At 56.1% G+C, this 25,691-nt stretch carries 30 protein-coding genes; 21 read left to right on the top strand and 9 right to left on the bottom strand.

The features are described from left to right. Positions 1 to 32 precede the first annotated feature (32 nt). Positions 33 to 566, top strand: coding sequence for a GNAT family N-acetyltransferase (locus AB4Y96_RS13620; RefSeq protein ID WP_441918036.1), 534 nt, complete (start codon positions 33 to 35; stop codon positions 564 to 566). A gap of 58 nt (positions 567 to 624) precedes the next feature. Here AB4Y96_RS13620 and AB4Y96_RS13615 read toward each other — a convergent pair whose 3' ends face one another. From AB4Y96_RS13615 to AB4Y96_RS13600, 4 genes are all read right to left on the bottom strand, one after another. After that, complete coding sequence (locus AB4Y96_RS13615) at positions 625 to 990, bottom strand: VOC family protein (protein ID WP_441918035.1); 366 nt, start codon at positions 988 to 990, stop codon at positions 625 to 627. A gap of 48 nt (positions 991 to 1,038) precedes the next feature. Beyond that, positions 1,039 to 1,584: an SRPBCC family protein gene (locus tag AB4Y96_RS13610; RefSeq protein WP_441918034.1), complete on the bottom strand. Its 546-nt coding sequence runs from the start codon at positions 1,582 to 1,584 to the stop codon at positions 1,039 to 1,041. 4 nt (positions 1,585 to 1,588) lie between these two features. Next, entirely contained in the window at positions 1,589 to 1,987 is a 399-nt protein-coding gene (locus AB4Y96_RS13605) for an ArsR/SmtB family transcription factor (protein ID WP_441918032.1), read from the bottom strand. A 143-nt stretch (positions 1,988 to 2,130) separates the two neighbouring features. Then, entirely contained in the window at positions 2,131 to 3,720 is a 1,590-nt protein-coding gene (locus tag AB4Y96_RS13600) for a peptide chain release factor 3 (RefSeq protein ID WP_091878989.1), read from the bottom strand. Between the two features lie 169 nt (positions 3,721 to 3,889). On the opposite strand from AB4Y96_RS13600, the gene AB4Y96_RS13595 reads away from it, so the two are divergent. After that, positions 3,890 to 4,171: a type II toxin-antitoxin system RelE/ParE family toxin gene (locus AB4Y96_RS13595; protein ID WP_091878988.1), complete on the top strand. Its 282-nt coding sequence runs from the start codon at positions 3,890 to 3,892 to the stop codon at positions 4,169 to 4,171. A gap of 17 nt (positions 4,172 to 4,188) precedes the next feature. Continuing rightward, on the top strand, positions 4,189 to 4,503 hold the full coding sequence (locus AB4Y96_RS13590; protein ID WP_091878986.1) for a HigA family addiction module antitoxin: 315 nt from the start codon (positions 4,189 to 4,191) through the stop codon (positions 4,501 to 4,503). 15 nt (positions 4,504 to 4,518) lie between these two features. Here AB4Y96_RS13590 and AB4Y96_RS13585 read toward each other — a convergent pair whose 3' ends face one another. After that, positions 4,519 to 5,328: a class II glutamine amidotransferase gene (locus AB4Y96_RS13585; protein WP_441918030.1), complete on the bottom strand. Its 810-nt coding sequence runs from the start codon at positions 5,326 to 5,328 to the stop codon at positions 4,519 to 4,521. Between the two features lie 163 nt (positions 5,329 to 5,491). Here AB4Y96_RS13585 and dut point away from each other — a divergent pair, with 163 nt between their 5' ends. The 9 genes from dut to AB4Y96_RS13540 all read left to right on the top strand — a co-directional run bounded on the left by dut (position 5,492) and on the right by AB4Y96_RS13540 (position 11,496). Next, positions 5,492 to 5,977 (top strand): dUTP diphosphatase, encoded by a 486-nt coding sequence (dut, locus tag AB4Y96_RS13580; protein WP_091878983.1) that lies wholly within the window; start codon positions 5,492 to 5,494, stop codon positions 5,975 to 5,977. Between the two features lie 22 nt (positions 5,978 to 5,999). Next, the gene (locus AB4Y96_RS13575; protein WP_441918028.1) at positions 6,000 to 6,818 is read left to right on the top strand and encodes an isocitrate lyase/PEP mutase family protein; all 819 of its coding nucleotides are present in this window, start codon (positions 6,000 to 6,002) and stop codon (positions 6,816 to 6,818) included. 2 nt (positions 6,819 to 6,820) lie between these two features. Continuing rightward, on the top strand, positions 6,821 to 7,477 hold the full coding sequence (locus AB4Y96_RS13570) for an HAD family hydrolase (protein WP_441918026.1): 657 nt from the start codon (positions 6,821 to 6,823) through the stop codon (positions 7,475 to 7,477). Further along, positions 7,477 to 8,481, top strand: coding sequence for a proline racemase family protein (locus AB4Y96_RS13565; RefSeq protein WP_441918024.1), 1,005 nt, complete (start codon positions 7,477 to 7,479; stop codon positions 8,479 to 8,481). Before AB4Y96_RS13570 ends, AB4Y96_RS13565 begins: the two co-directional genes overlap by 1 nt. 14 nt (positions 8,482 to 8,495) lie before the next feature. Continuing rightward, a complete protein-coding gene (locus AB4Y96_RS13560; RefSeq protein ID WP_441918023.1) occupies positions 8,496 to 8,885 on the top strand; it encodes an energy transducer TonB in 390 nt (129 codons plus the stop codon). 93 nt (positions 8,886 to 8,978) lie between these two features. Next, positions 8,979 to 9,599 (top strand): LysE family translocator, encoded by a 621-nt coding sequence (locus AB4Y96_RS13555; RefSeq protein ID WP_441918021.1) that lies wholly within the window; start codon positions 8,979 to 8,981, stop codon positions 9,597 to 9,599. 138 nt (positions 9,600 to 9,737) lie between these two features. Next, positions 9,738 to 10,712, top strand: coding sequence for a cysteine synthase A (gene cysK, locus AB4Y96_RS13550; RefSeq protein WP_091878974.1), 975 nt, complete (start codon positions 9,738 to 9,740; stop codon positions 10,710 to 10,712). 110 nt (positions 10,713 to 10,822) lie between these two features. Next, the gene (locus tag AB4Y96_RS13545) at positions 10,823 to 11,152 is read left to right on the top strand and encodes an NIPSNAP family protein (RefSeq protein WP_091878972.1); all 330 of its coding nucleotides are present in this window, start codon (positions 10,823 to 10,825) and stop codon (positions 11,150 to 11,152) included. Next, positions 11,149 to 11,496 carry an antibiotic biosynthesis monooxygenase family protein gene (locus tag AB4Y96_RS13540; RefSeq protein WP_112522558.1) on the top strand — a complete coding sequence of 116 codons (348 nt, stop codon included), beginning with the start codon at positions 11,149 to 11,151 and terminating at the stop codon, positions 11,494 to 11,496. Before AB4Y96_RS13545 ends, AB4Y96_RS13540 begins: the two co-directional genes overlap by 4 nt. Here the strand turns inward: AB4Y96_RS13540 and AB4Y96_RS13535 are convergent. Both AB4Y96_RS13535 and mbfA read right to left on the bottom strand, forming a co-directional pair. Continuing rightward, entirely contained in the window at positions 11,487 to 11,621 is a 135-nt protein-coding gene (locus tag AB4Y96_RS13535; protein ID WP_280139032.1) for a hypothetical protein, read from the bottom strand. The genes AB4Y96_RS13540 and AB4Y96_RS13535 overlap by 10 nt on opposite strands. A 248-nt stretch (positions 11,622 to 11,869) precedes the next feature. Next, positions 11,870 to 12,853, bottom strand: coding sequence for an iron exporter MbfA (gene mbfA, locus AB4Y96_RS13530; protein ID WP_441918018.1), 984 nt, complete (start codon positions 12,851 to 12,853; stop codon positions 11,870 to 11,872). A gap of 156 nt (positions 12,854 to 13,009) precedes the next feature. Here mbfA and AB4Y96_RS13525 point away from each other — a divergent pair, with 156 nt between their 5' ends. The 3 genes from AB4Y96_RS13525 to AB4Y96_RS13515 all read left to right on the top strand — a co-directional run bounded on the left by AB4Y96_RS13525 (position 13,010) and on the right by AB4Y96_RS13515 (position 16,859). Then, positions 13,010 to 13,993 carry a threonine ammonia-lyase gene (locus AB4Y96_RS13525; RefSeq protein ID WP_441918145.1) on the top strand — a complete coding sequence of 328 codons (984 nt, stop codon included), beginning with the start codon at positions 13,010 to 13,012 and terminating at the stop codon, positions 13,991 to 13,993. A 108-nt stretch (positions 13,994 to 14,101) separates the two neighbouring features. Further along, positions 14,102 to 14,734, top strand: coding sequence for a dihydrofolate reductase family protein (locus AB4Y96_RS13520; RefSeq protein ID WP_441918016.1), 633 nt, complete (start codon positions 14,102 to 14,104; stop codon positions 14,732 to 14,734). A 133-nt stretch (positions 14,735 to 14,867) separates the two neighbouring features. Beyond that, positions 14,868 to 16,859 carry a PhoX family protein gene (locus tag AB4Y96_RS13515; protein ID WP_441918015.1) on the top strand — a complete coding sequence of 664 codons (1,992 nt, stop codon included), beginning with the start codon at positions 14,868 to 14,870 and terminating at the stop codon, positions 16,857 to 16,859. 34 nt (positions 16,860 to 16,893) lie between these two features. On the opposite strand, the gene AB4Y96_RS13510 is transcribed toward AB4Y96_RS13515, so the two are convergent. Continuing rightward, entirely contained in the window at positions 16,894 to 17,667 is a 774-nt protein-coding gene (locus AB4Y96_RS13510; protein WP_441918013.1) for a helix-turn-helix domain-containing protein, read from the bottom strand. Between the two features lie 116 nt (positions 17,668 to 17,783). Between AB4Y96_RS13510 and AB4Y96_RS13505 the strand changes: the two genes are divergently transcribed. The 3 genes from AB4Y96_RS13505 to AB4Y96_RS13495 all read left to right on the top strand — a co-directional run bounded on the left by AB4Y96_RS13505 (position 17,784) and on the right by AB4Y96_RS13495 (position 21,382). After that, positions 17,784 to 18,662 carry an SMP-30/gluconolactonase/LRE family protein gene (locus AB4Y96_RS13505; protein WP_441918011.1) on the top strand — a complete coding sequence of 293 codons (879 nt, stop codon included), beginning with the start codon at positions 17,784 to 17,786 and terminating at the stop codon, positions 18,660 to 18,662. A gap of 141 nt (positions 18,663 to 18,803) precedes the next feature. Continuing rightward, on the top strand, positions 18,804 to 20,165 hold the full coding sequence (locus AB4Y96_RS13500; protein ID WP_441918009.1) for a cytochrome ubiquinol oxidase subunit I: 1,362 nt from the start codon (positions 18,804 to 18,806) through the stop codon (positions 20,163 to 20,165). Between the two features lie 212 nt (positions 20,166 to 20,377). Then, positions 20,378 to 21,382, top strand: coding sequence for a cytochrome d ubiquinol oxidase subunit II (locus AB4Y96_RS13495; protein WP_441918007.1), 1,005 nt, complete (start codon positions 20,378 to 20,380; stop codon positions 21,380 to 21,382). Here the strand turns inward: AB4Y96_RS13495 and AB4Y96_RS13490 are convergent. After that, on the bottom strand, positions 21,373 to 23,190 hold the full coding sequence (locus tag AB4Y96_RS13490; RefSeq protein ID WP_441918005.1) for a phospholipase D-like domain-containing protein: 1,818 nt from the start codon (positions 23,188 to 23,190) through the stop codon (positions 21,373 to 21,375). The two genes, AB4Y96_RS13495 and AB4Y96_RS13490, sit on opposite strands and share 10 nt — an antisense overlap. 60 nt (positions 23,191 to 23,250) lie before the next feature. Between AB4Y96_RS13490 and lepA the strand changes: the two genes are divergently transcribed. The 3 genes from lepA to AB4Y96_RS13475 all read left to right on the top strand — a co-directional run bounded on the left by lepA (position 23,251) and on the right by AB4Y96_RS13475 (position 25,558). Continuing rightward, positions 23,251 to 25,059 (top strand): translation elongation factor 4, encoded by a 1,809-nt coding sequence (gene lepA / locus AB4Y96_RS13485; protein WP_441918004.1) that lies wholly within the window; start codon positions 23,251 to 23,253, stop codon positions 25,057 to 25,059. Positions 25,060 to 25,094: 35 nt separating this feature from the next. Next, positions 25,095 to 25,292 (top strand): hypothetical protein, encoded by a 198-nt coding sequence (locus AB4Y96_RS13480; RefSeq protein ID WP_441918003.1) that lies wholly within the window; start codon positions 25,095 to 25,097, stop codon positions 25,290 to 25,292. Positions 25,293 to 25,393: 101 nt separating this feature from the next. Next, positions 25,394 to 25,558 (top strand): hypothetical protein, encoded by a 165-nt coding sequence (locus AB4Y96_RS13475; protein WP_091878955.1) that lies wholly within the window; start codon positions 25,394 to 25,396, stop codon positions 25,556 to 25,558. Positions 25,559 to 25,691 lie beyond the last annotated feature (133 nt).

Below are 25,691 nucleotides of genomic sequence, written 5' to 3'. Positions count from 1 at the left end.
AAAGTCATGCAAAGATTTCAAATGGATTCCGTATGACCTCCACCATTCCTGTTGTTGAAACTGAACGCCTTATCCTGCGTGAGCATCGTCTTGGGGATTTCGAAGCCCTGCACACCGTGTGGACACATCCATCCGTCTATGAATTCATTACAGGCAAGCCCTCAACCCGTGAACTTTCGTGGGCACGTCTGTTAAAATATGCGGGTCTGTGGGCTTTGAATGGCTACGGCTTCTGGGCTGTGGAGGAAAAAGCCACCGGCCATTATATAGGCGATCTCGGCTTCGCCAATTTTCTACGCGACATCGAACCGCCCTTTGGCGATACGCCTGAAATGGGCTGGGTTCTGGCGCCGGAGACGCATGGCAAAGGCTATGCCAGTGAGGCGCTCGCCGCTGCCGCTGCCTGGGGCGATGACTTCTTCAAGCAGGATTATGCACGCTGCATCATCTCGCCGGAGAATATCGCTTCCGTCCGCGTTGCTGAAAAGACGGGCTTTGAGCGCATTGATGAAATTCAATATACGGGTGAAAAAGTTCTGCTGTTTGAGCGCAAGTTCCGGCGCTGATTTGATAAATGTAAAAGGCCGGCACGAAGCCGGCCTGTTGTATGGCGTAAGTTACTACTTACCATCCATCGCCTTTTTGCGAAACATGATGGATGATCTGGCAGGGGCTGGTGATCCAAAAATCCTGATGCCCCTCCGGCAGCGCCTCAATTTCATCGCAACGCACAATAGCTGCATCCTTCAGATGTACAGCCGCCGAGCGCAAATCGTCGGCAGCAATCTCCAGCCATAGCTCGGCTTGGCTCATACCGGGTGCCTTGTCTATCCAGAGCTGAATGGAACCAAAATGAAACCCGATAGAGGGCAGATGGTTTTGCAGTGGCTTCAATCCGATCACATCACGGTAGAAGGCGATTGTTGCCTCATACTGGTGCGGCGGCACTTTCATCGCGATATTATGGCTGCCTTCATAATGCGGTTTCATATGGTCTGTCCTTTGATAGCTATGCCAATGTCGATGCGAAAGGCTCGGTCAGGCCGGTAGTATCCGATCATATTCCGCTTCGAGGCTTTCCAGTTTTCCCCAGAAGTCGGTTGTCTCAACGCCATCAAGCACATTGATCAGCACGCCTAGATGCGTATGCCAGCCGCTTGAGACACTCACCATCGCGCCATGATCGGCAAGGCGGCTGTGCGTCAAAGTCAACAGGGTATCGCCATCGACGGCCTGTAGTTCAAAGCTGACTTCCGATGGTTCGCCCGCGCCTTCTTCCCAGGTCATGGCAAGATATGTCGGCGGCTCGCAGCGAATAATGGTTCCGGCATTCTTGTGCCCTTCATACTTCTGGTACTTTTCCGGTGTTGGCGCGCTAGACAATTCGGAATGGCGGAATATCAGTTCGACGGGCCCACCCGCATGTCCGGCCATCGGACCTTTGGCCAGCCATTTGCCCCGCTTTTCCGGGTCTGTGAGGTATTCCCATACGCGTTCAACGGGGCCGGGGAGCAGCCGTTCGATGCGAACGGTGCGCTGGGCTGTTGCTACTCCAAGTTGGTCATTTCCCTGATGCAGGCTCATTTTCCTACTCCTTGATTTCATGTTTGGGTTTTGAGCCCTTGCGGCGCTCGTGTTTTGCCTTTTCGGCAAGCGCGCGATCCTCTGCACGCAGAATATCTTCCAGATCGTCGAGACGTTCTTCCCAGAACTGCTCGTAATAACGCAGCCATTCCTGTGCCTCAGCCAGTCGGGCCGCCTGGAGGGCGCAGATATGCGTCCGTCCCTGTACATGGCGACGAACCAGTCCTGCAGCTTCCAGCACCTTGATGTGCTTGGAAGCTCCGGCGAGCGACATGTTGAACGGCGTCGCCAACTCGCTGACGGTGCGTTCGCTTGTTGACAGCCGGTGCAGCATTGCCCTGCGTGTTGGATCGGAGAGGGCATGAAAAACCGCGTCGAGAGTGGGTGTGCTATATTCAACCATAGGGTTTAATATAAGCGCATGAATTCGATTGTCAACCGTTTGGTTGAATATAAAATTCTGCGCATGGACAGTTAAGGCCTTACCCTCGCTACAAAAAGCAAAGGGAAAGGCTTAATAGCTGTTTCAATTGAAGAATTACGGTATCAGGCCGCCTTTTCGCGGACCTGATAGTCCTTGATGGCGGCGAAACGAATGTCTTTCCAGCGCTCCGCCTCATAGGACAGCGAGAATGAATTCTGCGCCAGGAACACCGGATCATTGTCGAGATCGTGGGCTATATCAGCCCGGTGCGCATTGATGAAACGCTGCAATTCCGCCGGATCGTCGGCGGTAATCCAACGCGCAATGGTAAAGCGTGCGGGCTCGAAGCCGACAGGCAGCGTATATTCCACTTTCAGGCGTTCCGTCAGAACATCGATCTGCAGGGCGCCAACAACACCGACGATTGCGGGCGAGCCATCATCCGGCAGGAACAGCTGGACAACGCCTTCTTCCGCCATCTGCTGCAGGGCTTCGCGCAGCTTCTTGGCCTTCATCGCATCGTCAAGCCGCACGCGGCGCAGAATTTCAGGCGCAAAGTTCGGTACGCCGCGAAACAGGATGTCCTCGCCTTCGGTCAGCGTATCGCCGATGCGCAGGGTGCCGTGGTTAGGAATGCCCACCACATCCCCAGCCCATGCCTCATCCGCAATCTGGCGGCTGCGGGCAAAGAAGAATTGCGGTGCAGAAAGGCTCATCGGCTTGCCTGTACGCACCAGTTTCGCCTTCATACCGCGCGATAGCTTGCCTGAACACACGCGTAGGAACGCAATGCGGTCGCGGTGATTAGGGTCCATATTGGCCTGAATCTTGAACACAAATCCGGTCATCTTGTCTTCGGTCGCCTCGACGCGGCGTGTATCGGCATCCTGCGCGCGCGGGCTTGGGCCGAAATCACAGAAGGCTTCAATGAGGTCGCGCACGCCGTAATTGCGCAGGGCCGAGCCGAAATAAACCGGGGTCATGTGACCTTCGCGGAAAGACTGCAGATCGAATGGATTGCACGCATCGCGCGCCAGCGTCACTTCTTCGATCCAAGCCTGCCGTTCATTCTCCGGCAGCAATCCGGAGGCGCCTGAAGCTTCCGGGCCATTGACTGGCGTTGGCTTTTCTTCCTCATCGCGGCGACGCACGGTGTTGTCCTGCAGATTATAGGTGCCGGCAAAGCTTTTGCCTCGGCCAATCGGCCAGGTGATCGGCGCCGTATCCAGCGCCAGTTTCTGCTCGATCTCGTCAAGAATTTCGTAAGGATCGCGGCTTTCCCGGTCCATCTTGTTGACGAAGGTGACGATCGGAATATCGCGCATGCGGCAGACTTCGAACAGTTTCAGCGTCCGTGCTTCAATACCTTTGGCGGCATCAATGACCATGACGGCGCTGTCGACAGCAGTCAGTGTGCGATAAGTATCATCAGCAAAGTCTTCGTGACCGGGCGTATCAAGCAGATTGAAAATGCAGTCCTTATACTCGAAGGTCATCACGGATGTGACCACCGAGATCCCGCGATCCCGCTCGATATTCATCCAGTCGGAGCGCGTCTGGATACGGTCCTTCTTGGCCTTGACTTCACCGGCAAGCTGGATCGCCCCACCGAAAAGCAGCAGCTTTTCAGTCAGCGTGGTTTTACCGGCGTCCGGGTGCGCGATGATCGCAAAGGTACGGCGTTTCGAAACGGGATGATCGGCAGAAGACATGAAAAGGCTCAAACTCAATAATTCAAGGGTTGCGCGCCTTCTATCAGCCGAAGCCGCTGCCGTCGACCATCAATTCAAATAGCTCTTATACTAAGGTTGTATCACGGTGTGATACATTCGACTTGACTCACCAGTGTATCATATTATGATACACGTATTTGAGGCAGTGATGATATGTTCATTCAAGGACAAATTAACGGAAGCTGTTGCACTTGGGAAAATTCCAAAAGGGTTTCAGGCGGAGATTTTTCAACGCGCTGTGCGCAAACTGACGATGATAGAACACGCTATGTCTTTGAACGACCTTCGAGCCCCTCCGGCCAATCGGTTGGAGGCCCTTCGTGGAGATCGAAAAGGGCAGCACTCAATCCGCATCAACAATCAATGGCGCATTTGCTTTATCTGGACCAATGCAGGTGCTGAACAGGTAGAGATTGCCGATTATCATTAGCCTCCAAGGAAACGAGCATGGCAAAAGTCAACTTACCCCCAATTCATCCCGGCGAAATTCTTCGCGAAGAATTTCTTGTCCCGCTCAGCATGAGTGCCGGTGCGCTGGCGAAAGCACTTAACGTCCCGCGGACGCGCATAGAGCGCCTCGTTGCGGAGCAGACGGCTGTCACGCCGGATACCGCATTGCGGCTGGCAAAGTTCTTCAAGACCTCACCTGAGTTCTGGATGAATATGCAGACGTCCTATGATCTCAAGATTGAAAGCCGCAACAAGCAGGCGGAAATCGACAAGATCGTCGCGCTCGATTCCATGACACACCAAGCTGCTTGATAGCGATGTCGCGGTTCAAACGCTCTCCAGCACCGGCCCGGATTTCTCCTGCGCCATAAAAGGCTCGATGGCGATGCGCTTGCTGTTTTTCACTGTCACGAAACTATTGGGTGGAACCGGCATCCAGTTCTCCGCTTCACCATCAAGTGGTTCCGAGACAACGCAAAGGCCGGAGCTGGGCGAAAGGGTGGCCGTGTAAAGCGTCGGCGCGAAGCGATCAGTGGCATAACGCACGGCATAAAGCTGGGCGCCGTCGGAAAAGGCAGCCGTCAGCCGGATGAATGGCGGCACACCGGCGCGTTCTGCTTCCGCCGTGATCACATTGACCGTCTCAATCAGCGACTGTGCCGGGTCTTTGTCGAGCCCGTGTTGYAGCATCAGCAGGAAAATCAGTTCCGAATCCGTTGATCCAAGCTTTTGCACATAGAGTGCATCATCAAGCCTGGCTTCCAGCCCGCGCCGCAGCTTATCGAAATGGCCGATCTGCCCGTTATGCATAAAGCTCCATTTGCCCGAGACAAAAGGATGGCAATTGGTTCGGCTGGTCGCGCCGCCGGTGGAGGCGCGCACATGGGCGAGAAACAGGTGGGAGCGGATTTGCCGGGAAAGGCTCTTCAGGTTCTGATCCGACCAGGCGGGAAGGATATCGCGATAAAGGCCGGGCTCAGCCCGCTCGCCATACCAGGCAACGCCAAAACCGTCGCCATTGGTGCGGGTCTTGGCTTCATGGGCGTCATGGCTTTGGGCGATCAGCGAATGACAGGGCGAGGCAATGACATCTTCCAGATAAAGCTGAGGTCCGAGATAGGCTGCCCAACGACACATGATTCACCCGATTCACGTCTGATATGGCTGACAATAGCGCGTCGCGCGGCGCTTGGGAATCGTCTGGCCGCATTGACAGCTAGAAAGAGATTGTGTGCAAAGAATGATCGCAGCAAATCTTGCCGGTTGACCAATCTCGCAGACTGGTGAAAAAGGTGATCTCATGTCTCAATCATCCGATTCCGCACGATCTGTGCGCCCCGCTCTCGGTCTTGTCAGGTTGCCGCATGGGCAGGACCTTGATTTGCCCTCCTATGAAACGTCAGGTTCCGCCGGCATGGATCTGCGTGCCGCCGTACCGGAGGACAGACCGCTCCTTTTGTTACCCGGTCGCCGGGCATTGGTTCCCACCGGTTTGATCTTCGAAATCCCTGAAGGGTATGAAGCGCAGGTCAGGCCGCGTTCCGGCCTTGCGCTCAAAAACGGAATTACCTGCCTCAACACGCCGGGGACCATTGATTCCGACTATCGGGGTGAGGTAAAAGTAATCCTGATCAATCTCGGAGATGACGATTTCTATGTCGAGCGTGGCATGCGCATTGCGCAGGTCGTGCTGGCTCCAGTGGTTCAGCTTGCCGTTGAAGAGCGGCAGCATGCCAGTGAGACGGCACGTGGTGCCGGAGGATTCGGATCAACGGGAACGTCGTAAGTTGATGATGGTGGAGGATATCATGGACAAGGGCAAGGTTTTCCGTCAGCTGCATCAGGGGCCGGAAATTCTCTTGATGCCTAATCCATGGGACCCCGGCACGGCACAGTTTCTCGGCTCATTGGGTTTCAAAGCTCTGGCGACCAGCAGTGCCGGGTTTGCCTTTTCGCGTGCTCTGCCCGATGGCGCCATTACCTTTGATGTCATGATGCAGCATTGCCGCGATCTTGTTGCGGCAACCGATCTGCCTGTCTCGGGCGATCTGGAAAAAGGCAAGGGCGATAGCGCCGACAGCGCGGGCGAGACGATCTTTGCTGCGGAAGCCGCTGGCCTTGCCGGTTGTTCCATCGAGGATTTCTCCGGCGACCCGGACAAGCCGATYTACGATTTTTCCCATGCGGTTGAACGTGTTGCAGCGGCTGCGGAAGCAGCGCGAGCATTGAAGAATGATTTCGTTTTCACCGCCCGGGCCGAAAACTTCCTGCGTGGCCGTCGCGACCTTGATGACACCATCAAGCGACTGCAGGCTTTTGACAAGGCGGGCGCCGATGTGCTGTTCGCCCCCGGCATTTCCGATCTTGAAACTATCCGCACCATCTGCGCGTCGGTGTCGAAGCCGGTCAGCGTTTTGGCTCCGGCTCCGCTCAGTGTCAGCGAATTGGCGGCTGTTGGTGTGCGGCGTGTTTCGCTGGGACCAAGGCTGACCACCGCCGCCTTTACCGCTATTCGCGATGCGGCCCGCGAAGTGCTCGATAATGGTACTTTTGGGTTCTCAACGGCAGGTGTGACGTTTGCGGAGCTGCAAAATCTCTATTCCCAAGGCATCGACAAGGACAAGTAAATATGACGCGCCCCGATCTGGTGATTTTCGACTGTGACGGGGTTCTGGTCGATACCGAAACGCTTGCCAATCAGCATCTCATCAAGATGCTCAATGCTTCGGGCTATCCCATCACCTTCGATGAAGCGCGCAAGAACCTGTGCGGCATGCCGATGCGGGCGGTGAAAGAAAAGGTCGAGGCGGAAGGCTATTCGCTGGGCGAGGATTTTGTTGAGCGCTGGTATCAGGCCATTCCAGTCATCTTTGAAAATGGCGTCGAGGCCATCCCGCATATTGAGGATGTCATCAACGCGGTGAAGCAGGCCCAGCTTGCCTATTGCGTGGCATCCTCGGCCAATATCGAAAAAATGCACCTGACGCTCGGCAAAACCGGGCTGATCGGCCACTTTCAGGATGTACTCTACAGCGCGTCGATGGTGGCGCGGGGCAAGCCGTTCCCTGATCTCTTCCTGCATGCGGCAAAGCAGATGGGCTTTGAACCATCCCGGTCAGTGGTGATTGAAGATAGCGTTGCCGGCACCACCGCCGGAACAGCGGCAGGAATGCGAGTCTTTTCCTATTGCGGCGATGAACATGCCGATCATGAAGGTCTTGTCGCGGCGGGCGGTATTCTCTTCGACGATATGCGCAAGCTGCTCGCACTTCTGGGCATCGCCTGATGGCCGCGCCACTGACTGTTGTCGATATGCATACGGGCGGCGAGCCGCTGCGTATCATCACCGGGGGATATCCTGTGCTGCCAAAAGGCACGATCCTCGAAAAGCGCGCCTATGTCAGGGACAATCTTGACCATTTGCGCAAGATTCTGATGTTCGAGCCGCGCGGCCATTTTGATATGTATGGCGCGCTGCTGGTCGAACCGAATTTACCCGGCGCTGATCTCGCCGTGCTGTTCATGCACAATGAAGGCTATTCGACCATGTGCGGCCACGCGATCCTCGCGCTTGGCCGCTATGCCATCGATTATGGTCTGGTGGCAAAGGTCGAGCCTGTCACCACGGTTCATATCGAATGCCCATGCGGCATGGTGGTGGCCTCGGTTGAGGTGAAGGACGGCAAGTCAGCCAGTGTCTCGTTCGAGAGCGTTCCGGCTTTCCTGTTTGCTGGAGACCGCACCATCAATCTGCCAACGTATGGCGAAGTCACATTCGATGTGGCCTATGGCGGCGCCTATTATGCGCTCGCCCATTGCCAGCAGTTCGGTCTGGAATTTGGCCGCGATCCCGCCCGCAAATTCATCGACGCGGCAAGGCTTTTGACCGAGGCGGTGAAAGAGGCTGTGCCGCTGGAACACCCGGATCATAAGGACCTCGCCTTTCTCTATGGTACGATCCTGACTGACGGGCTCGATAGCTGGTCGGAAGCGCCGACGAAGAATGTCTGTATTTTTGCCGATGCGCAGCTGGATCGCTCGCCAACGGGATCGGGCGTCACAGCGCGTCTTGCCGCCATGCATGCCAAGGGCCAGATTCACGCAAGTCAGGCCCGGATTTTTGAAAGCATTGTCGGTTCGCGTTTTGCCGGGGCTGTGGCTTCGACAACAAAGGCGGGCTCTTTCGATGCCATTACGGCACGGGTTTCCGGGCATGCCTATTACAGCGGCAAGGCGGAGTTTATCGTCGAGGATGATGATCCGTTGGGACAGGGTTTTCTGGTGCCATGAATGGGATGTCAGGGATGATTGGACGAGCTGTCATTGCTCTTTCTTTGGCGATACCCCTTGGGACATCCGCAGTTCAGGCTTCTGACAAAAAGGCTTCGGATCTGGAAGTCCAAGCAATTGCTCAAAAGATAAGACTGAGCATTCAGGCCTGCTGGAATATACCAGATATGCGTAAGGATATTGCACGCACTGTCACTGTGAAGTTCAAGTTGGACAAGGATGGCACGATTATCGGCAAGCCTGAAATCATCAAGCCATCCAAAGCAAAGAGTTTTGACCTGCTGGCGAAAAGCAGTATTCGTGCAATTATCCGTTGTGCGCCCTATAGTGTGATTGCGGAAAATCCGGCCCTTTATGATGAGTTGAAAGACGTCATCATAAATTTCTCCAGTCCTGAAAATTGAAACGATACCTTGGTTTGGCGTTTCGTTGAGCCGTGTTGCCACTGCCGAAAATCAGAGTATTCTCCAGCCGCAGTTCTCAGATAGGGATTGATCATGACACTTGCCGGTTTCATCACCTATTCAGGCGCTCTTGCCATTGCTGCCGCCATTCCTGGGCCCGGTATTACCGCGCTGATTGCGCGTGCGCTCGGTTCTGGTTTCCGTTCGGCGCTGTATATGTCCTTTGGTCTCGTCATTGGCGATCTGACTTATCTGACCGCCGTGGTGCTTGGCCTTGCCATGGTGGCGCAGACTTTTGGCACCGTGTTTCTGCTGATCAAATGGGCTGGCGTGGCCTACCTTGCCTATCTTGCCTGGAGTTTCTGGAACTCCGGCATTTCGGCTGAAAAGATTGAAGCCAAACGCAGTAATGGTGGCGTTGTCTCCGGCATTCTCTCGGGCCTTGCAGTAACGCTCGGCAATCCGAAAACCATGATCTTCTATATCGCGCTCACGCCGACCCTGATTGATCTGCACGCCATTACGCTGGCGGATTATGCCGTATTGGCCGTGGTGACAGTTCTGACTTTGATAGGCGTGCTCGTGCCTTATCTGGCGCTTGCTTCCAAGGCACGCTGGTTTCTGCAATCCCCGCGTGCCTTGAAAAGACTGAACCGGACAGCGGCTGCTTTCATGGCGGGTGCCGCTTTGGCTATCGCTGGCCGGACCTCGTAAATGTAGAATTTTATTCTAATCGGATATCTATATTAGCAGATTTTTCTCACTGACTGGGCATTTGCGCATGAGTTCGACTATGAATTTTCATGCTCGCGCCATAAGATATCAACCTGTCCAATTCGAGGGAGCACTTTCATGAGCACTGGTGACGCGCGCAAACCCGGTCGTGGCCGTATCTACAATTCCATTGTCGATACGATTGGCGATACGCCGATTGTCCGCCTTGATAAGCTGGCAAAGGATCAGGGTGTTGGTGCCAATCTTCTGGCCAAGCTTGAATTCTTCAATCCGATTGCCAGCGTCAAGGATCGTATCGGCGTAGCCCTCATTGAAGCTCTGGAAGCGCAGGGCAAAGCAACGCCCGGCAAAACCACTTTTGTTGAACCGACCTCTGGCAATACAGGTATTGCACTGGCCTTCGCTGCCGCTGCCAAGGGATACCGCCTGATCCTCACCATGCCGGAAACCATGTCAGTCGAGCGTCGCAAGATGCTGAAACTGCTGGGTGCCGAACTGGTGTTGACGGAAGGCGCCAAGGGCATGAAGGGCGCGATTGCCAAGGCCAACGAACTGGTTGAGACAACGCCGGATGCAGTCATTCCCGGCCAGTTCGACAATCCGGCCAATCCGGAAATCCACCGCAAGACCACGGCCGAGGAAATCTGGAACGACACTGACGGCAAGGTTGATATTTTTGTGTCGGGCATCGGCACCGGCGGCACGATCACCGGTGTCGGTCAGGTGCTGAAGCAGCGCAAGCCTGATGTGCGTATCGTTGCGGTTGAGCCGAAGGATTCACCTGTTCTGTCAGGCGGCAATCCCGGCCCGCACAAAATTCAGGGCATTGGGGCCGGTTTTGCGCCGCAGGTGCTCGACACGCACATCTATGATGAGGTTATTCAGGTTTCCAATGAAGATGCCTTCATCAATGCCCGTCTGGTGGCAAAGCTGGAAGGTGTGCCAGTCGGAATTTCTTCCGGCGCAGCGCTGACTGCGGCCATTGAGCTGGGCAAGCGCCCTGAAAACAAGGGTAAGAATATCGTTGTGATCATTCCGTCCTTTGCCGAGCGCTATCTCTCAACGGCATTGTTTGACGGCCTCGACGCCTGATTAATCTTTGACCCGGCGCTTGCCGCCGGGTCAACACTTCGGCCGGGATCGAAGCATCAACGCGCCAGCCCGCTCTACAAAAGGCCAGTCCACACAAAGGAGCGGCCATTATGAGCATCACCTGCATTATCAAATATGAAATCGATCCGTATCAGAAAGATGCGTTCGTTGATTATGCGCGCAACTGGAACGAGGCGATCCCGCGCTGCGGTGCGGATCTGATCGGCTATTACGCACCACATGAAGGTTCTGCCACGCTCGCCTATGGTATTTACAATATCGAGGATCTGGCGGCCTATGAGGCCTATCGTGCCCGGTTGACGGCTGATCCGCTTGGCCGTGCCAATTATGAGTTTTCGCGTGAGAGAAAATTCATCCGCCGCGAGGACCGTACGTTCCTGCGCAGGGTAACGGGCAATAATGGGGGATTGATCAAATGATTGCGGTGATTTTCGAAGTTGAGCCTGCGGAAGGTCTCGATCATGAATATTTCGAGCGGGCGGCCAATCTGCGCCCGCTTCTGGAAAAGATGGACGGGTTTATCTCCGTCGAACGGTTCCGTAGCCTTGCCAACGAGAACCGCTATCTTTCCCTGTCATTCTGGCGCGACGAAGCCTCAGTTGCGGCTTGGCGCCAGACCGAGGAACATCGCGCTGCCCAGAGCGCAGGCCGCGCCGGGGTCTTTGCCGATTACCGGCTGCGGATTGCGGCTGTTATGCGTGACTATGGCTTGCGAGCCCGTGATGAGGCTCCGTCTGACGCGCGTGTTTACCATCATGCCTGACCGTGGTTGCGCTGGGCACAAGCGGGGCCGGGGCCGCGCATGTAATGGCGTTCCGGACGGTAGGTCGGAACAATGAATTCACGGACGACGCGAAGCGTATCGCGCAGCTGAACAATCATAGTCATTTTTTCGTATCCTGAATCTCAATCGCCCGAAAAATCGGTTAGCGATTATTTAGCTAAAATTTAACCTCTAAAGATGAACGCTTGCTGAATGCGGATGGTTAAAACAGCTTAAATTCATCGAATATTAGCTTTAAGACCTATGGCAGGCCGCAATTCTCCGGTTGAAAAGATAAAAAGAAACCCGGTGTTAACCACCGGGTTTTGTCACTTTTGATTCGTCTGCAACACACAAATCACATGGGTATCTGTCAGGCATTGCCAATGAGAATACCCGTGGCCAGTACCAGACTGCCCCCAAGCACGACCTGAACAGCGGCGCGGAGGAACGGCGTTTCCATATATTTGTGCTGGATATAGGCAATCGCCCAAAGCTCGACAAAAACCACCATTGCCGCGACAGTCGTTGCTGTCCAGAAATCCGGAATAAGATAGGGCAGGGCATGACCCAATCCACCAATGGCCGTCATCACACCATTGGCAAGGCCGCGCTTCAAGGGCGATCCGCGCCCGGAAAGCTTGCCGTCATCATGTGCGGCTTCCGTAAAGCCCATTGAAATACCGGCACCCAGCGAGGCGGACAGACCAACGAGAAACGTCTGCCATGTATCCTGTGTGGCAAACGCTGCGGCAAAGATCGGTGCAAGCGTCGAAACCGAACCATCCATCAGCCCGGCAAGTCCCGGCTGGATATAGGTCAAAAGGAACTGCCGCCGCTCGGTCAGCTTCTCGTCCTGCTGCACCGCATCGGGCGTGTGCTGTTCGCCCAGCTGGTGCGCCAGTGATTCATGGGTTTTTTCGGCAATTGCCAGATCACCCAGCAATTTGCGGGTCGAGGCATCGCTGACAAGCTTCACCGCTTCCGTGTAGAAGCGATAGGCTTGCTCTTCCATCTTTTCGGCCATCTCGCGCACCTTGTCGATGCCGAGCGGACGCACCAGCCAATCCGGCTTGCGTTCCAGATAGCCACGCACATGCTCGCGCCTGATCAGCGGGATGCGATCACCGAAGCGTTCGCGGTGCAGATCGATAAGCACCTGCCGGTGGTGATTTTCCTCCTCCGCCATATCCTCGAACACTCTGGCACTTTGCGGAAAATCATCACGAAGCCCATCCGCATAGGCAAGATAGATTCGTGCATCATCCTCTTCCGATGAAATGGCGAGCGCCAGAATTTGCTGTTCCGACAATGCGTGGAGTTCGTGGCGGCGGGGTCCGAAGAAGCGGCTGAGCATGATATTTTCCTACTTTAGAATAATTCTAAACTATAGCGTTATGGCCAAACTTTCAAGAGGCCGCATGGGACAATGATGACAATGATTTGGATGCCGGGATTGGCGCGTGGTGCTATGAATGGCAAAACCATCACGCAGGGTGTAGCCGAGGACATGATGACTGCTTTAGCCATTGCCAATACCGACATTGTGGATGCCGCCGCCCGTCTCAAGGGCCAGCTTGTTCCGACGCGTCTGATCGAGTCAGAAGGGCTCAACGCCAAATATGGCGCGCGCATCCTGTTCAAACCGGAATGCCTGCAACGAACAGGCTCGTTCAAGTTCCGCGGTGCCTATAACCGGATCAGCCAGATGACGGCGGAAGAGCGCAAGCGCGGTATTGTTGCTTTCTCTTCCGGCAATCATGCGCAGGGTGTGGCAAGTTCCGCCCAGCTCTTTGGCATCACGGCTGTGATCATCATGCCATCAGATGCACCGCAACTGAAAATTGCCAATACGAGATCCTACGGCGCGGAAGTTGTGCTCTATGACCGCTACAAGGAAAGCCGCGAGGAGATCGCCGCTGACTTCATCAATGACCGCCGCATGATTCTGGTCCCGCCCTACGATGATCCTGCCATCATGGCCGGGCAGGGCACCATCGGGATTGAGTTGATTGATGAGGCGGAGGAGCGTGGCATCACCTTTGATGATGTTTTCGTGCCAAGTGGCGGCGGCGGCCTGATCAGCGGCATTTCTGTTGCTGTGAAGGCCCGCTCACCGCAAACGCGCATCTGGGGCGTCGAGCCTGACAATTTCGATGATCTACGCCGTTCGTTGATTGCGGGCGAGCCTGTTGCCAATGAGCCGGGTCACCGGTCTATCTGTGATGCCATTCTAACGCCGCAGCCCGGCAAACTGACTTTTCCGATCAACAAGCAAAATCTGGCTGGCGGTGTTGCCGTTTCCGATGCCGCAGTTGCGGCTGCCATGCGTGATGCGGCGACCTATCTCAAGGTGATCGTCGAGCCGGGCGGCTGCGTCGGCCTTGCCGGTGCGGCGGCGCGCAAGGAAGAGATCAAAGGCAAGACAGTTGCCGTGGTGCTCTCGGGCGGCAATGTCGATCTTGATATTTATGGCGGGCTTATCGCAGCGGCTTAAAACGATATGGCTGTCGTGACCGGGTTATTTTCGGTTTTTCAAATGCGTCTTGTCGGAATCGGTCGATCTGGCGCGTCCTTGGGCAGAAGCGTCATGAGGAGGAAACCCGTGAGAGACCTGATCTTGAAGATGGCCATATCGATCGACGGCTTTGTGAGTGATCTTGATGGCCGAAACAGTTGGATGTTCGGCGCTGACCAGGAGGCGAAGGCTTGGGGCGTTGACTATATATGGAATGCCAGCCTGCATATTATGGGCAGCCGCAGCTTCCAGGCCATGGCCAATTACTGGCAGACGTCCACCGACCAGTTCGCGCCGCCGATGAACCAGATTCCCAAAGCCGTCTTCTCGCAGCAAGGGCAGGCGATTCTTGGGAATGTCAACACGGCGGCGGCAGTTGATGCCGTCAGCGCCAATGCGGCAACAGGACAGTCTGTCGAGCTGCAGCCCGGCGCTGCAAGTTGGGCCAAGGCCTATGTGGCGACCGGTGATCTGGCTGAGGAAATCGCCAAGTTGAAAGCCGGAGAAGGCAAGCCGATCATCGCGCATGGCGGGGTGAGTTTCGCCCGCAGTCTTGTCGCGCAAGGGCTGGTTGATCAGTTCGCACTCGTCGTGGCGCCCGTTGTCTTGGGCAAAGGCCTACCACTCTTCTGCGAACTCGCCGCGCCAATGCGCCTCAAGCTGATCAGCTCAAAGGCATTCCCCGGCGGGGCGGTGGCGCAGATTTATAGACCCGCGTGACAACGCTTCTCATACCTTTGGCGGGTACTTGCGAATATTCATCGCTTTGTCATGAAGATGTTACGCTGACCTTCTAGCGGTCGGGGACGGTTCGAAGCCGCTCCCCCCAGCCAGATAGCCAGAGGTCAGCATCATGAACGAACTTCCCTCCCAGCAGCCATTCCGCACCAGCCAGCTTGAAGAGAATGACGGCCCCGGCCATAACCTCTCCGACAATGCCACCATGGGTGAGATCATCGCCGCGCGTTTTTCGCGCCGTGGTTTCCTCAAAGGTTCGCTTGCCGTTTCCGCCATTGCCGCAACCGTCAGCCCGATGGCGCTGATGCTGGCTGACGATGCCCGCGCTGCGGACGCCAAATCCGCTTTCTCCTTCGAGGAAGTCGAAGTCGGCATTGATGAAAAGCATCATGTTGCCGCTGGCTACGATGCTGATGTGCTTCTGCGCTGGGGCGATGCCCTGTTCCCGGACTCACCTGAATTCGATCCGAAGAACCAGACACCGGAATCGCAGGCAAAGCAGTTCGGCTACAACAATGATTATGTCGGCTTCATTCCGATCGATGGCTCGTCCGAACACGGAATTCTCGTGGTCAATCATGAATACACCAATGAACATCTGATGTTCCCCGGCATCGTCAAGGTCGTTGAGGGCAAGATCAGCGTCGCGCCCGCCGACAAGAAGCGTGTCGATATTGAAATGGCAGCCCATGGCGGCACCGTCGTCGAGATCAGGAAGGTCGATGGCAAGTGGCAGGTGGTGAAGGATGGCAAGCTCAATCGCCGCATCACCGCGAACACGCAAATGCAGCTGTCCGGCCCGGTTGCCGGTCATGAGCGCGTCAAGACCAATGCTGATTCCACCGGAACCAAGGTTTTCGGCACGATCAACAATTGCTCCGGCGGCGTGACCCCGTGGGGCACCTATGTGTCGGGTGAAGAGAATGTTCACGGCTATTTCCTTGGCAAACTGCCTGAGGACAGCAAGGAAGCCGCCAATTACAAGCGCATGGGTATCCCGGAAGGTGTTTACGACTGGGGCAAGTTCCATGACCGTTTCGATCTGTCCAAGGACCCGAACGAAGCCAATCGCTTTGGCTGGGTTGTTGAAATCGATGTGAATGATCCCAATTCCATTCCCAAGAAGCGCACAGCGATGGGCCGTTTCAAGCATGAAGGCGCTGATTCCATCGTCGCCAAGGATGGCCGCGTCGTGTTCTATCTCGGCGATGACGAGCGCTTCGACTATGTCTACAAGTTCGTGACAGCAGGAAAATTCAATCCGGATAATCGCGCTGCCAATCTCGACCTGCTTGATGACGGCACACTTTACGTCGCCAAGTTCGACGTTGATGGCTCGCTCAACTGGCTGCCTGTTGTCTTTGGTCAGGGGCCGCTCACCGAAGCCAATGGCTTCCATTCGCAGGCTGATGTTCTCATCGAAACCCGCCGCGCCGGTGACTTGCTCGGTGCGACCAAGATGGACCGTCCCGAAGACATCGGTCCGAATGGCGTCAATGGCAAAGTCTATGTCATGCTGACCAACAATACCAAGCGCAAGGATGATCAGGTTGACGCGGTCAATCCGCGTGCCAAAAATGCGTTCGGCCATATCGTCGAAATCGCCGAGGAAGACGGCAACTTTGCCGCGACCAAGGGCAAGTGGGAAATCCTGCTGAAATGCGGCGATCCGGCTGTGGCCGATGTCGGCGCGTCGTTCTCCACCGAGACGACCAAGAACGGCTGGTTCGGCATGCCTGACAATTGCGCGGTTGATGCCGCCGGTCGTCTTTGGGTCGCCACCGACGGCAACTCGCCGAAGGACACTGGCCGCACCGATGGTATCTGGGCTATCGATACGGAAGGCGGCGCCCGCGCCACGTCAAAACTGTTCTTCCGCGTGCCTGTGGGCGCGGAAATGTGCGGCCCGCTCATGCTGCCTGATATGCAGACCATGATGGTTGCCGTCCAGCATCCGGGCGATGGTGGCGAGGACTGGAAAGGCTTTGGCCGTCCATCCTATTACGAGGACCTGTCCACCCGTTGGCCTGATTTCAAGGACGATATGCCGGTGCGCCCCGCCGTTGTTGCCATCACCAAAAAGGGTGGCGGCAAGATCGCCGTATAATATGAACAGGCAGGCGGCGGATCGAACGTTTGGTTCAGTCCGCCGTTGCCAGTTTTGATGCTGTCTGTTCGCGTGGATGCGGGTCCACATGCATCATCTCGCCAAAGGGCGAGCCGCCGAAACCCCAGGCCCACTTATAGCCGACGAGATCCGCTTCCGCCGTGGTCTGCTGGTCGTAATGGGAAAGCAGCTTGGCGCGTTCGGCCAGCTCCTCCGCTTCCTGCCGCAGCAAATCCGCCGTCTGGCGGCGCATGGGACGGGAAAAGCTGAGGAAGTGGCCATCATTGCCGCGATGGGCAATGCACCAGCTGATGAAATTGCGGTTCATCATGATGAATGTCTGATGCAGCGGTCCATCAAAATCCCATTGCACCGGCTGCTCCACCAGCAGGCGAAAGTTCAGGCCGCGCCCGATCTGCAACAGGCCAAGCTTTTCCAGATCGCGCAGATAGAGAAACATGCTGGCTTCGCTCAGGCCATGAATGCGCATGATACTTTCAGGCGTGAACTTTTCCAGAATGAGGATGAATACGAAAAACAGCGACTGGTTTTGCGCCAGCCGCCGCTGCACATCCAGCGTCACCTTGGTGCCTTGATCCGGCGCGCGGTTCATCGAACCGATCAGATGTTCGATCTCGATCCCCGCCGCCTCGCAAATCTCAATGAGACGACCAAACTTGCAATCCCTCTCCTGAAAGATGCGTTTGATGGTCGGTTCCGACAGTTTCATCCGCCGGGCCAGATCGCCATAGGTGATGTTCTTGGCTTTCAGGCCGCGCTTCAAGGCTTCAAACAGCATCTTGTTCATCAGAATGTATCCCGGATCGACCATAAAAGTATCGGTTTATGATACTTGAATGAAGGTAGCTTTCGCATAAAGGACAATAATCTAATGCTTCTCCTGATCATGCAAGGAGAAACATCATGCACGCAGGTTTCAGGATTTTATCGGCTGTCGCGGTTGCCGCGAGTGTTTTTATTGGTCAGGCCTATGCTGGTCCTGCCAAGGAAGTCTGGAAAGTATCCGGCTTCAAAACGCCGGAATCCGCACTCTATGACAAGGCGCACCAGCGTCTGATTGTCAGCAACATCAATGGCGCACCGGATGCCGTGGATGGCAATGGCTATCTGTCGCTCGTCTCGCTGGATGGCCAGATTATCCAGATGGATTGGGCCAGCGGCTTTGACGGGCCAAAGGGTATGGCAATCGTTGGCAACAAACTTTTTGTCTCGGATATCACCAAACTGCGCATTGTCGACCTTGATACGGGCAAAATCGTTGAAAGCCTAGCCGCTGACAAGGCGGTATTCCTCAATGACGTGGCGGCTTCCGGAAATGGCGATGTCTTTGTCACGGATATGCTGGCTAACCGCATCTATCGCTATTCCGGCGGCAAGATTGAGCTGTGGCTGGAAAGCGCTGATCTGAAGTCACCCAATGGGATTATCGTTGATGGCAACCGACTGATCGTCGGCTCATGGGGCGCGGGGATACATGCGGATTTCAGCACGGATCAGCAGGGTGGGCTCGTTTCTGTTGATCTGGCAAGCAAGGCCGTCACGCCTTTCCCGAAGGCCACTCGCTTTGCCAATGTCGACGGGATCGTCAACTTCCCCGGACGCATCTATTTAAGCGATCCTGCAAAGGGCGCGCTCTATGAAATTGTTGAAGGACAGTCACCCCGGCTGGCCGCCCAGTTCAAACCCGGTGATGTCGATATCGGATCAAATGACGATACGATTTTCGTCCCGATGATGTATGAGGGCGAATTGCTGGCGGTGAAGGTCAGCTCGCTCAACTAGTCCTCACCCGATCCCGTTTCTACCCAATGGCCGCGAAATCTCCGCGGCCATTATTATCGAGAGGTGATGCCGCGCGACAGCATGTCTACTTCTCATTGAAGGCATTCCGGTGACATATGTCCGCAGCGAAAGGACGCCGTCATGGATCCGTTCATTCTGTCGAGAATACAATTCGCTGCGAATATCTCGTTCCACATCCTGTTCCCGACGATCACCATCGCGCTCGGCTGGGTACTTTTGTACTTCAAGCTTCGCTATATCCGCTCCAGCGACGATGCCTGGATGAAAGCCTACCATTTCTGGGTCAAGGTATTCGCCCTGTCCTTCGCTTTCGGTGTCGTCTCGGGTGTCACCATGAGCTTTCAGTTCGGCACCAACTGGCCGGGCTATATGGAAACGGTCGGCAATATCGCCGGTCCGTTACTGGCCTATGAAATTCTCACCGCCTTTTTTCTGGAAGCTGCTTTTCTCGGCATCATGCTTTTCGGCTTTCGCCGCGTGTCCAATCGTGTTCATACGCTGGCAACTTTCCTTGTGGCCTTCGGCACCACCGTATCGGCATTCTGGATCATCGCGCTGAATTCGTGGATGCAGACACCAGCCGGTTTCGAAATGCGCGGCGGCAAAGCCTATGCCACTGACTGGGTTGCCATCATCTTCAATCCGTCCATGCCCTACCGCCTCGTGCATATGCTGCTGGCATCGGCGCTGACCGCATCGTTTCTGATTGCCGGTGTTTCCGCCCTCCGCTGGCTTTTAGGCGACCGCACGGATGCCATGTGGAAGACCCTGCGCACCGGGGTCTATCTTGCGGCCATACTCATCCCGATCCAGATTTTCGCCGGGGATCAGCATGGGCTCAACACGCTCGAGCATCAGCCGCAGAAGATCGCCGCCATGGAAGCCAATTGGGAAACCCAGAGCAATGTGCCTCTCGTGCTTTTTGCCGTGCCTGACGAGGCCAGGCGAGAGAACCGTTTCGAGATTGCGGTGCCCGATGGCGCCAGCCTGATCCTGCGGCACAGCGCAACCGGCGTGCTGCCCGGTCTCAACCAGTTCGAAGGCAATCATCCGCCTGTCTTGCCGTTGTTCTTCGCTTTCCGGATCATGGTTGGAACGGGTGTGCTGATGCTGCTCGTGTCATGGATGGCCGCATGGATGCTGTGGCGGCGCGGAACCATCGCGCGACCGCTCGCCATGCTGATGGTGCCGATGGCGCTTTCCGGCTGGGTGGCGACACTCGCCGGCTGGTACACCACCGAGATTGGCCGCCAGCCTTGGCTCGTCAGCGGCGTACTCAAAACCGTTGATGCGCTTGGACCAGTGCCAGCGGGCGTGATTGCCTCGTCGCTCGTGGCTTACCTCGTGGTCTATGCGGTGCTTTTGCTTGCTTATATCGGGGTGATCATCCGCCTTGCGGTCAAGGCTGCCAAAGAGGGTGACAAACAGCCGGAACCGGGCGTTGAGGACCAACCATTGGGTCAACCTGTGAGGGGAGCGTAAGAAATGGTGTTGAACCTCCTGTTTCACCCCCCTCTGCCCTGTCGGGCATCTCCCCCACAAGGGGGGAGATCACATTGGCATCGAGGCCTTTGCACAGCCGCAAACCCTTCAAGTTTCGCAAAGGCGGTATTTAAGGCTGATCTCCCCCCTTGTGGGGGAGATGCCCGACAGGGCAGAGGGGGGTGCTTTGAACATCAAGCACGATGCCCGTCATGACCTACAGCGCAGCCACCATTCTCCCCCTCATTTTTGCCGGGCTGATGGGTTTCTCGATCCTTGTTTATGTAATCCTCGATGGCTTTGACCTCGGTGTCGGCATTCTCTTTGCCGGGACTGATGATGCCGAGCGGGACATTATGGTTGCCGCTATCGGCCCGTTCTGGGATGCCAATGAGACATGGCTGGTCCTCGCCATTGGGTTGCTGCTGGTGGCGTTTCCCGCCGCGCACGGCGTAGTCCTATCGACCCTTTATATCCCTGTTGTCATCATGCTGATCAGCCTGATCCTGCGTGGTGTCGCCTTTGATTTTCGCGCCAAGGTCGATCTGCATGTGAAACCGCGCTGGAATTTCGCCTTTTATGCCGGTTCGATCACCGCTTCCATGGCGCAGGGCTATATGCTCGGCGTCTATATTCTGGGGCTTGATCAATCCTGGACCGGCATTCTCTTTGGTCTGCTTGTCGGGCTCTGCCTTACCGCCTCCTATGCGGCGATTGGCGCTGCGTGGATCATCCATAAAACCGAAGGCGCGCTCCAACACAAAGCCGTGCTGCTCATGCGTCGCTCGCTGGTCTTGGTCGCGCTTGGCATGATCGCGATCTCGCTGGTAACGCCCCTTGCCAGCCCGCGCATTTTCGCCAAATGGTTTTCACTGCCGGAGATTATCCTGCTTGCACCACTGCCGCTCATTACAGCATCGCTATTCGCCGCGCTCTGGTATGTGCTCGACCATCTGCCCGCCGCCAATGACCGGCATTCCGCCCTGCCATTCGTGATGATGGCGGGCATTTTTGCCCTCGGCTTTGCCGGGCTTGCCTATTCCTTTTACCCCTATGTGGTGCCTGACAGGCTGACGATTTTTGAAGCCGCAAGCGCGCCTGAAAGCCTCGGCATCATCCTTGTCGGCGTCATCGTGGTGCTGCCCGTCATCATCGGCTATTCGATCTTTGCCTACGGGGTGTTTGGCGGCAAGGCGAGCGAACTGCGTTACGACTGACGCGAAAAGGTCAGCCGGTCCCGCTCACGCTGGCTGCCCGCCACATAGAATTTGTCAAACCATGCATTGGCCTCGCCCGAAATCGCCTTGGGCTTTTTCAGCGTGATCTTCTTGGGCTGTGTTGCAATTTCCACCTGCATACGGTTGCGAAAGTTCAGATGGTCGAACATGCGCAGCGCCTCGATGGCAAAGGCTGTCGCCACCCGCTGGTCCTCGATGATAACGAGATGATCGCCATTGCCCATCTCGCCCGATGGCGAAAAATTGCTCGATCCGGTAAAGACCTTTGCCGTTGGTTTGTCGAAATCCACCACCGCGAACTTGTGATGAATATTGATGCCGCTACCCCCCGACCATTCGCTCTTGAACGGCTCCGGTGCATTCTTGGCGAGATAGGCAAAATCAACGAGCCCGTTCTCGCCGCTCGGCTTCTGGATTTCCATGCCGCTTTTCTTGTCGACCACGCCATAGCTGAACAGCGGCTTCTTGATCAGCCGGTCCAGTGCCTCGCGCACCGGTCCGGATTTCGTCTGGTTCATGAAGGCGAAGGAATAGAACACCGAGGATGTGGCCTGATCGATGGCTCCGCCCACCGGCTGCAGCGACAGCTCCGATGATTTGTGCGGCGAGAAACAGATATGCACCGCCGGACGTCCCTCGCGTTTCACCGAATGCCAGACCTTGGAGAACGGATCTTTCTGGAAGTTCTCCATGTCGGTGAAAGCCAGCGTGAACATCTGCTCGAACAGCCCTGCCACTGTTTCATCATCGAAAATGAACAGATTGTTGGCCTGAATGTAAAACCCGCGAAACGAGAAATTCATCGATCCGCCCAGCACCCGCACCGGCACGCCATTGCGCTTGGCGATCAGCACTTTATTGTGCTGCAGCCCGCGAAAATGCCCGCGTTTTACGTGGTCGGCTCCAGCGCTGCTAACCAGTCGTGCAGTTGCCTGGGTTTCCGCACTATCAGCCGCACCATGCCCGCTTTTCTCGCCGGTCTTCTTGTCCACCGCGCCTGAGTCATCGACGATAACACGCAAACGGCTGCCGAGCTTTTCCAGCTGCGCCAGAAAATCCGGCTCATTCAGATCATAGGCCAGCGCATCCACCTCGATGGTCGGGTCCTTCACCGCCCAGTCGAGAAAGCCGAACAGCAGCCGGCGCGCCTCGAAACCCAGCCAGTCATAAATGCCTGTCTTGGCGATCTCGGCTTTCTTGGCCGCAAAGGCAAGACCATCATCCGCATTGCCGGGGATGATGTCATTGGTCAGATGCAGCTGCTTTTTCTTGTCCTCGAAAGCCTGCGAGGAGGCAAAGTTGCGGGTAAAACCCACATCAAGAAACCCGTCATAGGTGACGGCATCATAGCGGATCGGCAGCTCGATCATGGTGCCGCGTACCAGCTTGCCATCTTCAGGCATATGCATCTTGGTGATGCGATAGGTGTAGATACCGTCCTGCGGCTCATAGGGAAAATGCACCCAGCGGAACATTTGCAGCGGCGCTTCGGTGGTGGGGAATTTGACCCCGCCCGTCACCGCCTTCTTGGCGGGTTCGCCATAATCAAAGGCAATGCGGTTGCGCAGATTGAGGAATTTCGTGCCCTTCGGCTCTTTATATTCCACCGCGAAACCGACAAAATCATCCTCCGGCGCATCCACGTCGAAGCCCAGCAGACACATATATTCGCCGCGCCATAGTTTGACGCGGAACCCATCCGTCTCTTTGAAATTGAAGAATTCGTCCATCATCACATCCCCCGTGTGTGGCACAGGGGCAAAATATAGCACGTTCGATGCAGACATGTGACGGTGTCCCTGCATTTCCCGCTTTGCGTTTTGCCGGTTCACTGCTAAATCGCGCGCATGAGCACTCCACTTGACCACATTCGTAATTTTTCCATCGTCGCCCATATCGACCATGGCAAATCCACCCTTGCCGACCGCCTGATCCAGCAGACAGGCGGGCTTGAGCTGCGCGACATGAAGGAACAGGTGCTCGACTCGATGGATATCGAGCGCGAGCGCGGCATCACCATCAAGGCGCAAACAGTCCGGCTGAACTACAAGGCTAATAATGGCGAGGATTATATCCTCAACCTGATCGACACGCCGGGCCATGTCGACTTTGCCTATGAGGTGTCGCGGTCCCTGTCCGCCTGCGAAGGCTCGCTGCTTGTCGTTGACGCCTCGCAGGGCGTCGAGGCGCAGACCCTCGCCAATGTCTATCAGGCCATCGACAACAACCACGAGATTGTCGTGGTGCTGAACAAGGTCGATCTTCCCGCCGCCGAACCGGAACGTATCCGCGAGCAGGTGGAAGAGGTCATCGGCATTGATGCCAGCCAGGCCGTGCTGATTTCGGCCAAGACGGGCCTTGGCATTCCCGATGTGCTTGAGGCGATCGTCAACCAGCTGCCGCCGCCCCGCGAAGGCGACCGCACCAAGCCGCTGAAAGCCATGCTTGTCGATAGCTGGTACGATGCCTATCTCGGCGTTATCGTTCTCGTGCGCATCATTGATGGCGTCCTGAAAAAGGGCCAGACCATCCGCATGATGGGCACCGGCGCGAAATATCCGGTTGAACGCACCGGCGTGTTCACGCCAAAAATGCTGGCTGTGGACGAGCTTGGACCCGGCGAATTTGGCTTCATCACCGCCTCGATCAAGGAAGTGGCCGACACCCGCGTTGGCGATACCATCACCGAGGACAAGCGTCCGACCGACACCATCCTGCCCGGTTTCAAGCCGGCACAGCCAGTGGTGTTCTGCGGCCTCTTCCCGGTTGATGCGGCTGACTTTGAGGACCTGCGCGCTGCCATGGGCCGCCTGCGCCTCAACGACGCCTCGTTCTCCTTCGAAATGGAAAGCTCTGCGGCGCTCGGCTTCGGTTTCCGCTGCGGCTTCCTTGGGCTGCTGCATCTCGAAATCATTCAGGAGCGGCTGGAGCGCGAGTTCAACCTTGATCTCATCGCCACCGCCCCAAGCGTTGTCTACAAGCTCAACATGACCGATGGTACGCAGCGGGAGTTGCACAACCCTGCTGATATGCCCGAGGTGATGAAGATCGCCACCATCGAAGAACCTTGGATTCGCGCAACGATCCTCACCCCCGATGATTATCTCGGTTCGATCCTGAAATTGTGTCAGGACCGCCGCGGCATTCAGGTCGATCTCAACTATGTCGGCAAGCGCGCCATGGTCACTTACGATCTGCCGCTCAACGAAGTGGTGTTCGATTTCTACGACCGCCTGAAATCCATCAGTCAGGGCTATGCCTCTTTCGACTATCACCTGTCCGATTACCGCGAGGGCAACCTCGTTAAAATGTCGGTGCTGGTCAATGGCGAGCCTGTCGATGCGCTGTCCATGATGGTGCACCGCGCCGCCGCCGAAAAGCGCGGGCGTGATCTGTGCGAAAAGCTGAAAGATCTCATCCCCAAGCACATGTTCAAGATCCCGATTCAGGCAGCCATCGGCGGCACGGTGATCGCGCGCGAAACCATCTCGGCCCTGCGCAAGGACGTGACGGCAAAGTGCTACGGCGGCGACGTCTCGCGCAAGCGCAAGCTTCTGGAAAAGCAGAAGGAAGGCAAAAAGCGCATGCGCCAGTTCGGCAAGGTCGAAATCCCGCAGGAAGCCTTTATTCAGGCCCTGAAAATGAGCGACAACTGATCCATCTGGAAAACGTGAAACCCGGTTTTTCAGGCATGACAGATGTTTTCAGGCTCACCCGCGCTACGGCGGGGGTGTTTGCCTTTGGCACGCTTCTTATCTGCGTTGCCGCCTGCACCACCGTGCGGCAACCCACACCGGCATCCCCGGTCATGCAGGACGAAAAACCCGAGCCATTAACGCCGGGTATCAAACCGCTGACGGTCGACGAGGCCGAGCAGGTGGGTTGGTAAGGAATTGAGCTATTGCATGGGTCCCATGCAGATATTGCACTGCACAATCCGAGTGTGTGGAACTATCCTGTGTCCAGAAAACAGAGACACGGATACCACCAATGAGCTTCATTTTTGATTTCACCACGCGCGGGCGTCGCCGCAAGGATCAGGATTTCCGCAATGCCATGGCTTTGCTGAATGCCATGAGCCCGGCAGACCGCGCCGATATCGGCATCAAGCAGGCCGATTTTACCCGCATCGCCCGCGAGATGACCCGCAGCTGAACTTGGTTTGGTGGCAAGGGGGGCGTGGTTCGACACGCTCACCATGAGGGACATGGGGGCTGCAACGCTAATCACCAACCCTGCAGAACTTGGCTCCCTGCAATCCTCATCTCCGTCATCCTCGGGCTTGACC

The organism is Phyllobacterium sp. TAF24, from assembly GCF_052113785.1.
GTDB lineage: Bacteria > Pseudomonadota > Alphaproteobacteria > Rhizobiales > Rhizobiaceae > Phyllobacterium.
Note: the sequence above shows the minus strand (reverse complement) of the source record. Positions and strands in the feature narration are given on the sequence as shown.

Excerpts from the sequence above, each read along its gene's own strand:
- AB4Y96_RS13620 (WP_441918036.1), top strand. The coding sequence starts at position 33 with ATGACCTCCACCATTCCTGTTGTTGAAACTGAACGCCTTATCCTGCGT.
- AB4Y96_RS13615 (WP_441918035.1), bottom strand. The coding sequence starts at position 990 with ATGAAACCGCATTATGAAGGCAGCCATAATATCGCGATGAAAGTGCCG.
- AB4Y96_RS13610 (WP_441918034.1), bottom strand. The coding sequence starts at position 1,584 with ATGAGCCTGCATCAGGGAAATGACCAACTTGGAGTAGCAACAGCCCAG.
- AB4Y96_RS13605 (WP_441918032.1), bottom strand. The coding sequence starts at position 1,987 with ATGGTTGAATATAGCACACCCACTCTCGACGCGGTTTTTCATGCCCTC.
- AB4Y96_RS13600 (WP_091878989.1), bottom strand. The coding sequence starts at position 3,720 with ATGTCTTCTGCCGATCATCCCGTTTCGAAACGCCGTACCTTTGCGATC.
- AB4Y96_RS13595 (WP_091878988.1), top strand. The coding sequence starts at position 3,890 with ATGATATGTTCATTCAAGGACAAATTAACGGAAGCTGTTGCACTTGGG.
- AB4Y96_RS13590 (WP_091878986.1), top strand. The coding sequence starts at position 4,189 with ATGGCAAAAGTCAACTTACCCCCAATTCATCCCGGCGAAATTCTTCGC.
- dut (WP_091878983.1), top strand. The coding sequence starts at position 5,492 with ATGTCTCAATCATCCGATTCCGCACGATCTGTGCGCCCCGCTCTCGGT.
- AB4Y96_RS13570 (WP_441918026.1), top strand. The coding sequence starts at position 6,821 with ATGACGCGCCCCGATCTGGTGATTTTCGACTGTGACGGGGTTCTGGTC.
- AB4Y96_RS13565 (WP_441918024.1), top strand. The coding sequence starts at position 7,477 with ATGGCCGCGCCACTGACTGTTGTCGATATGCATACGGGCGGCGAGCCG.
- AB4Y96_RS13560 (WP_441918023.1), top strand. The coding sequence starts at position 8,496 with ATGATTGGACGAGCTGTCATTGCTCTTTCTTTGGCGATACCCCTTGGG.
- AB4Y96_RS13555 (WP_441918021.1), top strand. The coding sequence starts at position 8,979 with ATGACACTTGCCGGTTTCATCACCTATTCAGGCGCTCTTGCCATTGCT.
- cysK (WP_091878974.1), top strand. The coding sequence starts at position 9,738 with ATGAGCACTGGTGACGCGCGCAAACCCGGTCGTGGCCGTATCTACAAT.
- AB4Y96_RS13545 (WP_091878972.1), top strand. The coding sequence starts at position 10,823 with ATGAGCATCACCTGCATTATCAAATATGAAATCGATCCGTATCAGAAA.
- AB4Y96_RS13540 (WP_112522558.1), top strand. The coding sequence starts at position 11,149 with ATGATTGCGGTGATTTTCGAAGTTGAGCCTGCGGAAGGTCTCGATCAT.
- AB4Y96_RS13535 (WP_280139032.1), bottom strand. The coding sequence starts at position 11,621 with ATGACTATGATTGTTCAGCTGCGCGATACGCTTCGCGTCGTCCGTGAA.
- mbfA (WP_441918018.1), bottom strand. The coding sequence starts at position 12,853 with ATGCTCAGCCGCTTCTTCGGACCCCGCCGCCACGAACTCCACGCATTG.
- AB4Y96_RS13525 (WP_441918145.1), top strand. The coding sequence starts at position 13,010 with ATGACTGCTTTAGCCATTGCCAATACCGACATTGTGGATGCCGCCGCC.
- AB4Y96_RS13515 (WP_441918015.1), top strand. The coding sequence starts at position 14,868 with ATGAACGAACTTCCCTCCCAGCAGCCATTCCGCACCAGCCAGCTTGAA.
- AB4Y96_RS13510 (WP_441918013.1), bottom strand. The coding sequence starts at position 17,667 with ATGAACAAGATGCTGTTTGAAGCCTTGAAGCGCGGCCTGAAAGCCAAG.
- AB4Y96_RS13505 (WP_441918011.1), top strand. The coding sequence starts at position 17,784 with ATGCACGCAGGTTTCAGGATTTTATCGGCTGTCGCGGTTGCCGCGAGT.
- AB4Y96_RS13500 (WP_441918009.1), top strand. The coding sequence starts at position 18,804 with ATGGATCCGTTCATTCTGTCGAGAATACAATTCGCTGCGAATATCTCG.
- AB4Y96_RS13495 (WP_441918007.1), top strand. The coding sequence starts at position 20,378 with ATGACCTACAGCGCAGCCACCATTCTCCCCCTCATTTTTGCCGGGCTG.
- AB4Y96_RS13490 (WP_441918005.1), bottom strand. The coding sequence starts at position 23,190 with ATGTCTGCATCGAACGTGCTATATTTTGCCCCTGTGCCACACACGGGG.
- lepA (WP_441918004.1), top strand. The coding sequence starts at position 23,251 with ATGAGCACTCCACTTGACCACATTCGTAATTTTTCCATCGTCGCCCAT.
- AB4Y96_RS13480 (WP_441918003.1), top strand. The coding sequence starts at position 25,095 with ATGACAGATGTTTTCAGGCTCACCCGCGCTACGGCGGGGGTGTTTGCC.
- AB4Y96_RS13475 (WP_091878955.1), top strand. The coding sequence starts at position 25,394 with ATGAGCTTCATTTTTGATTTCACCACGCGCGGGCGTCGCCGCAAGGAT.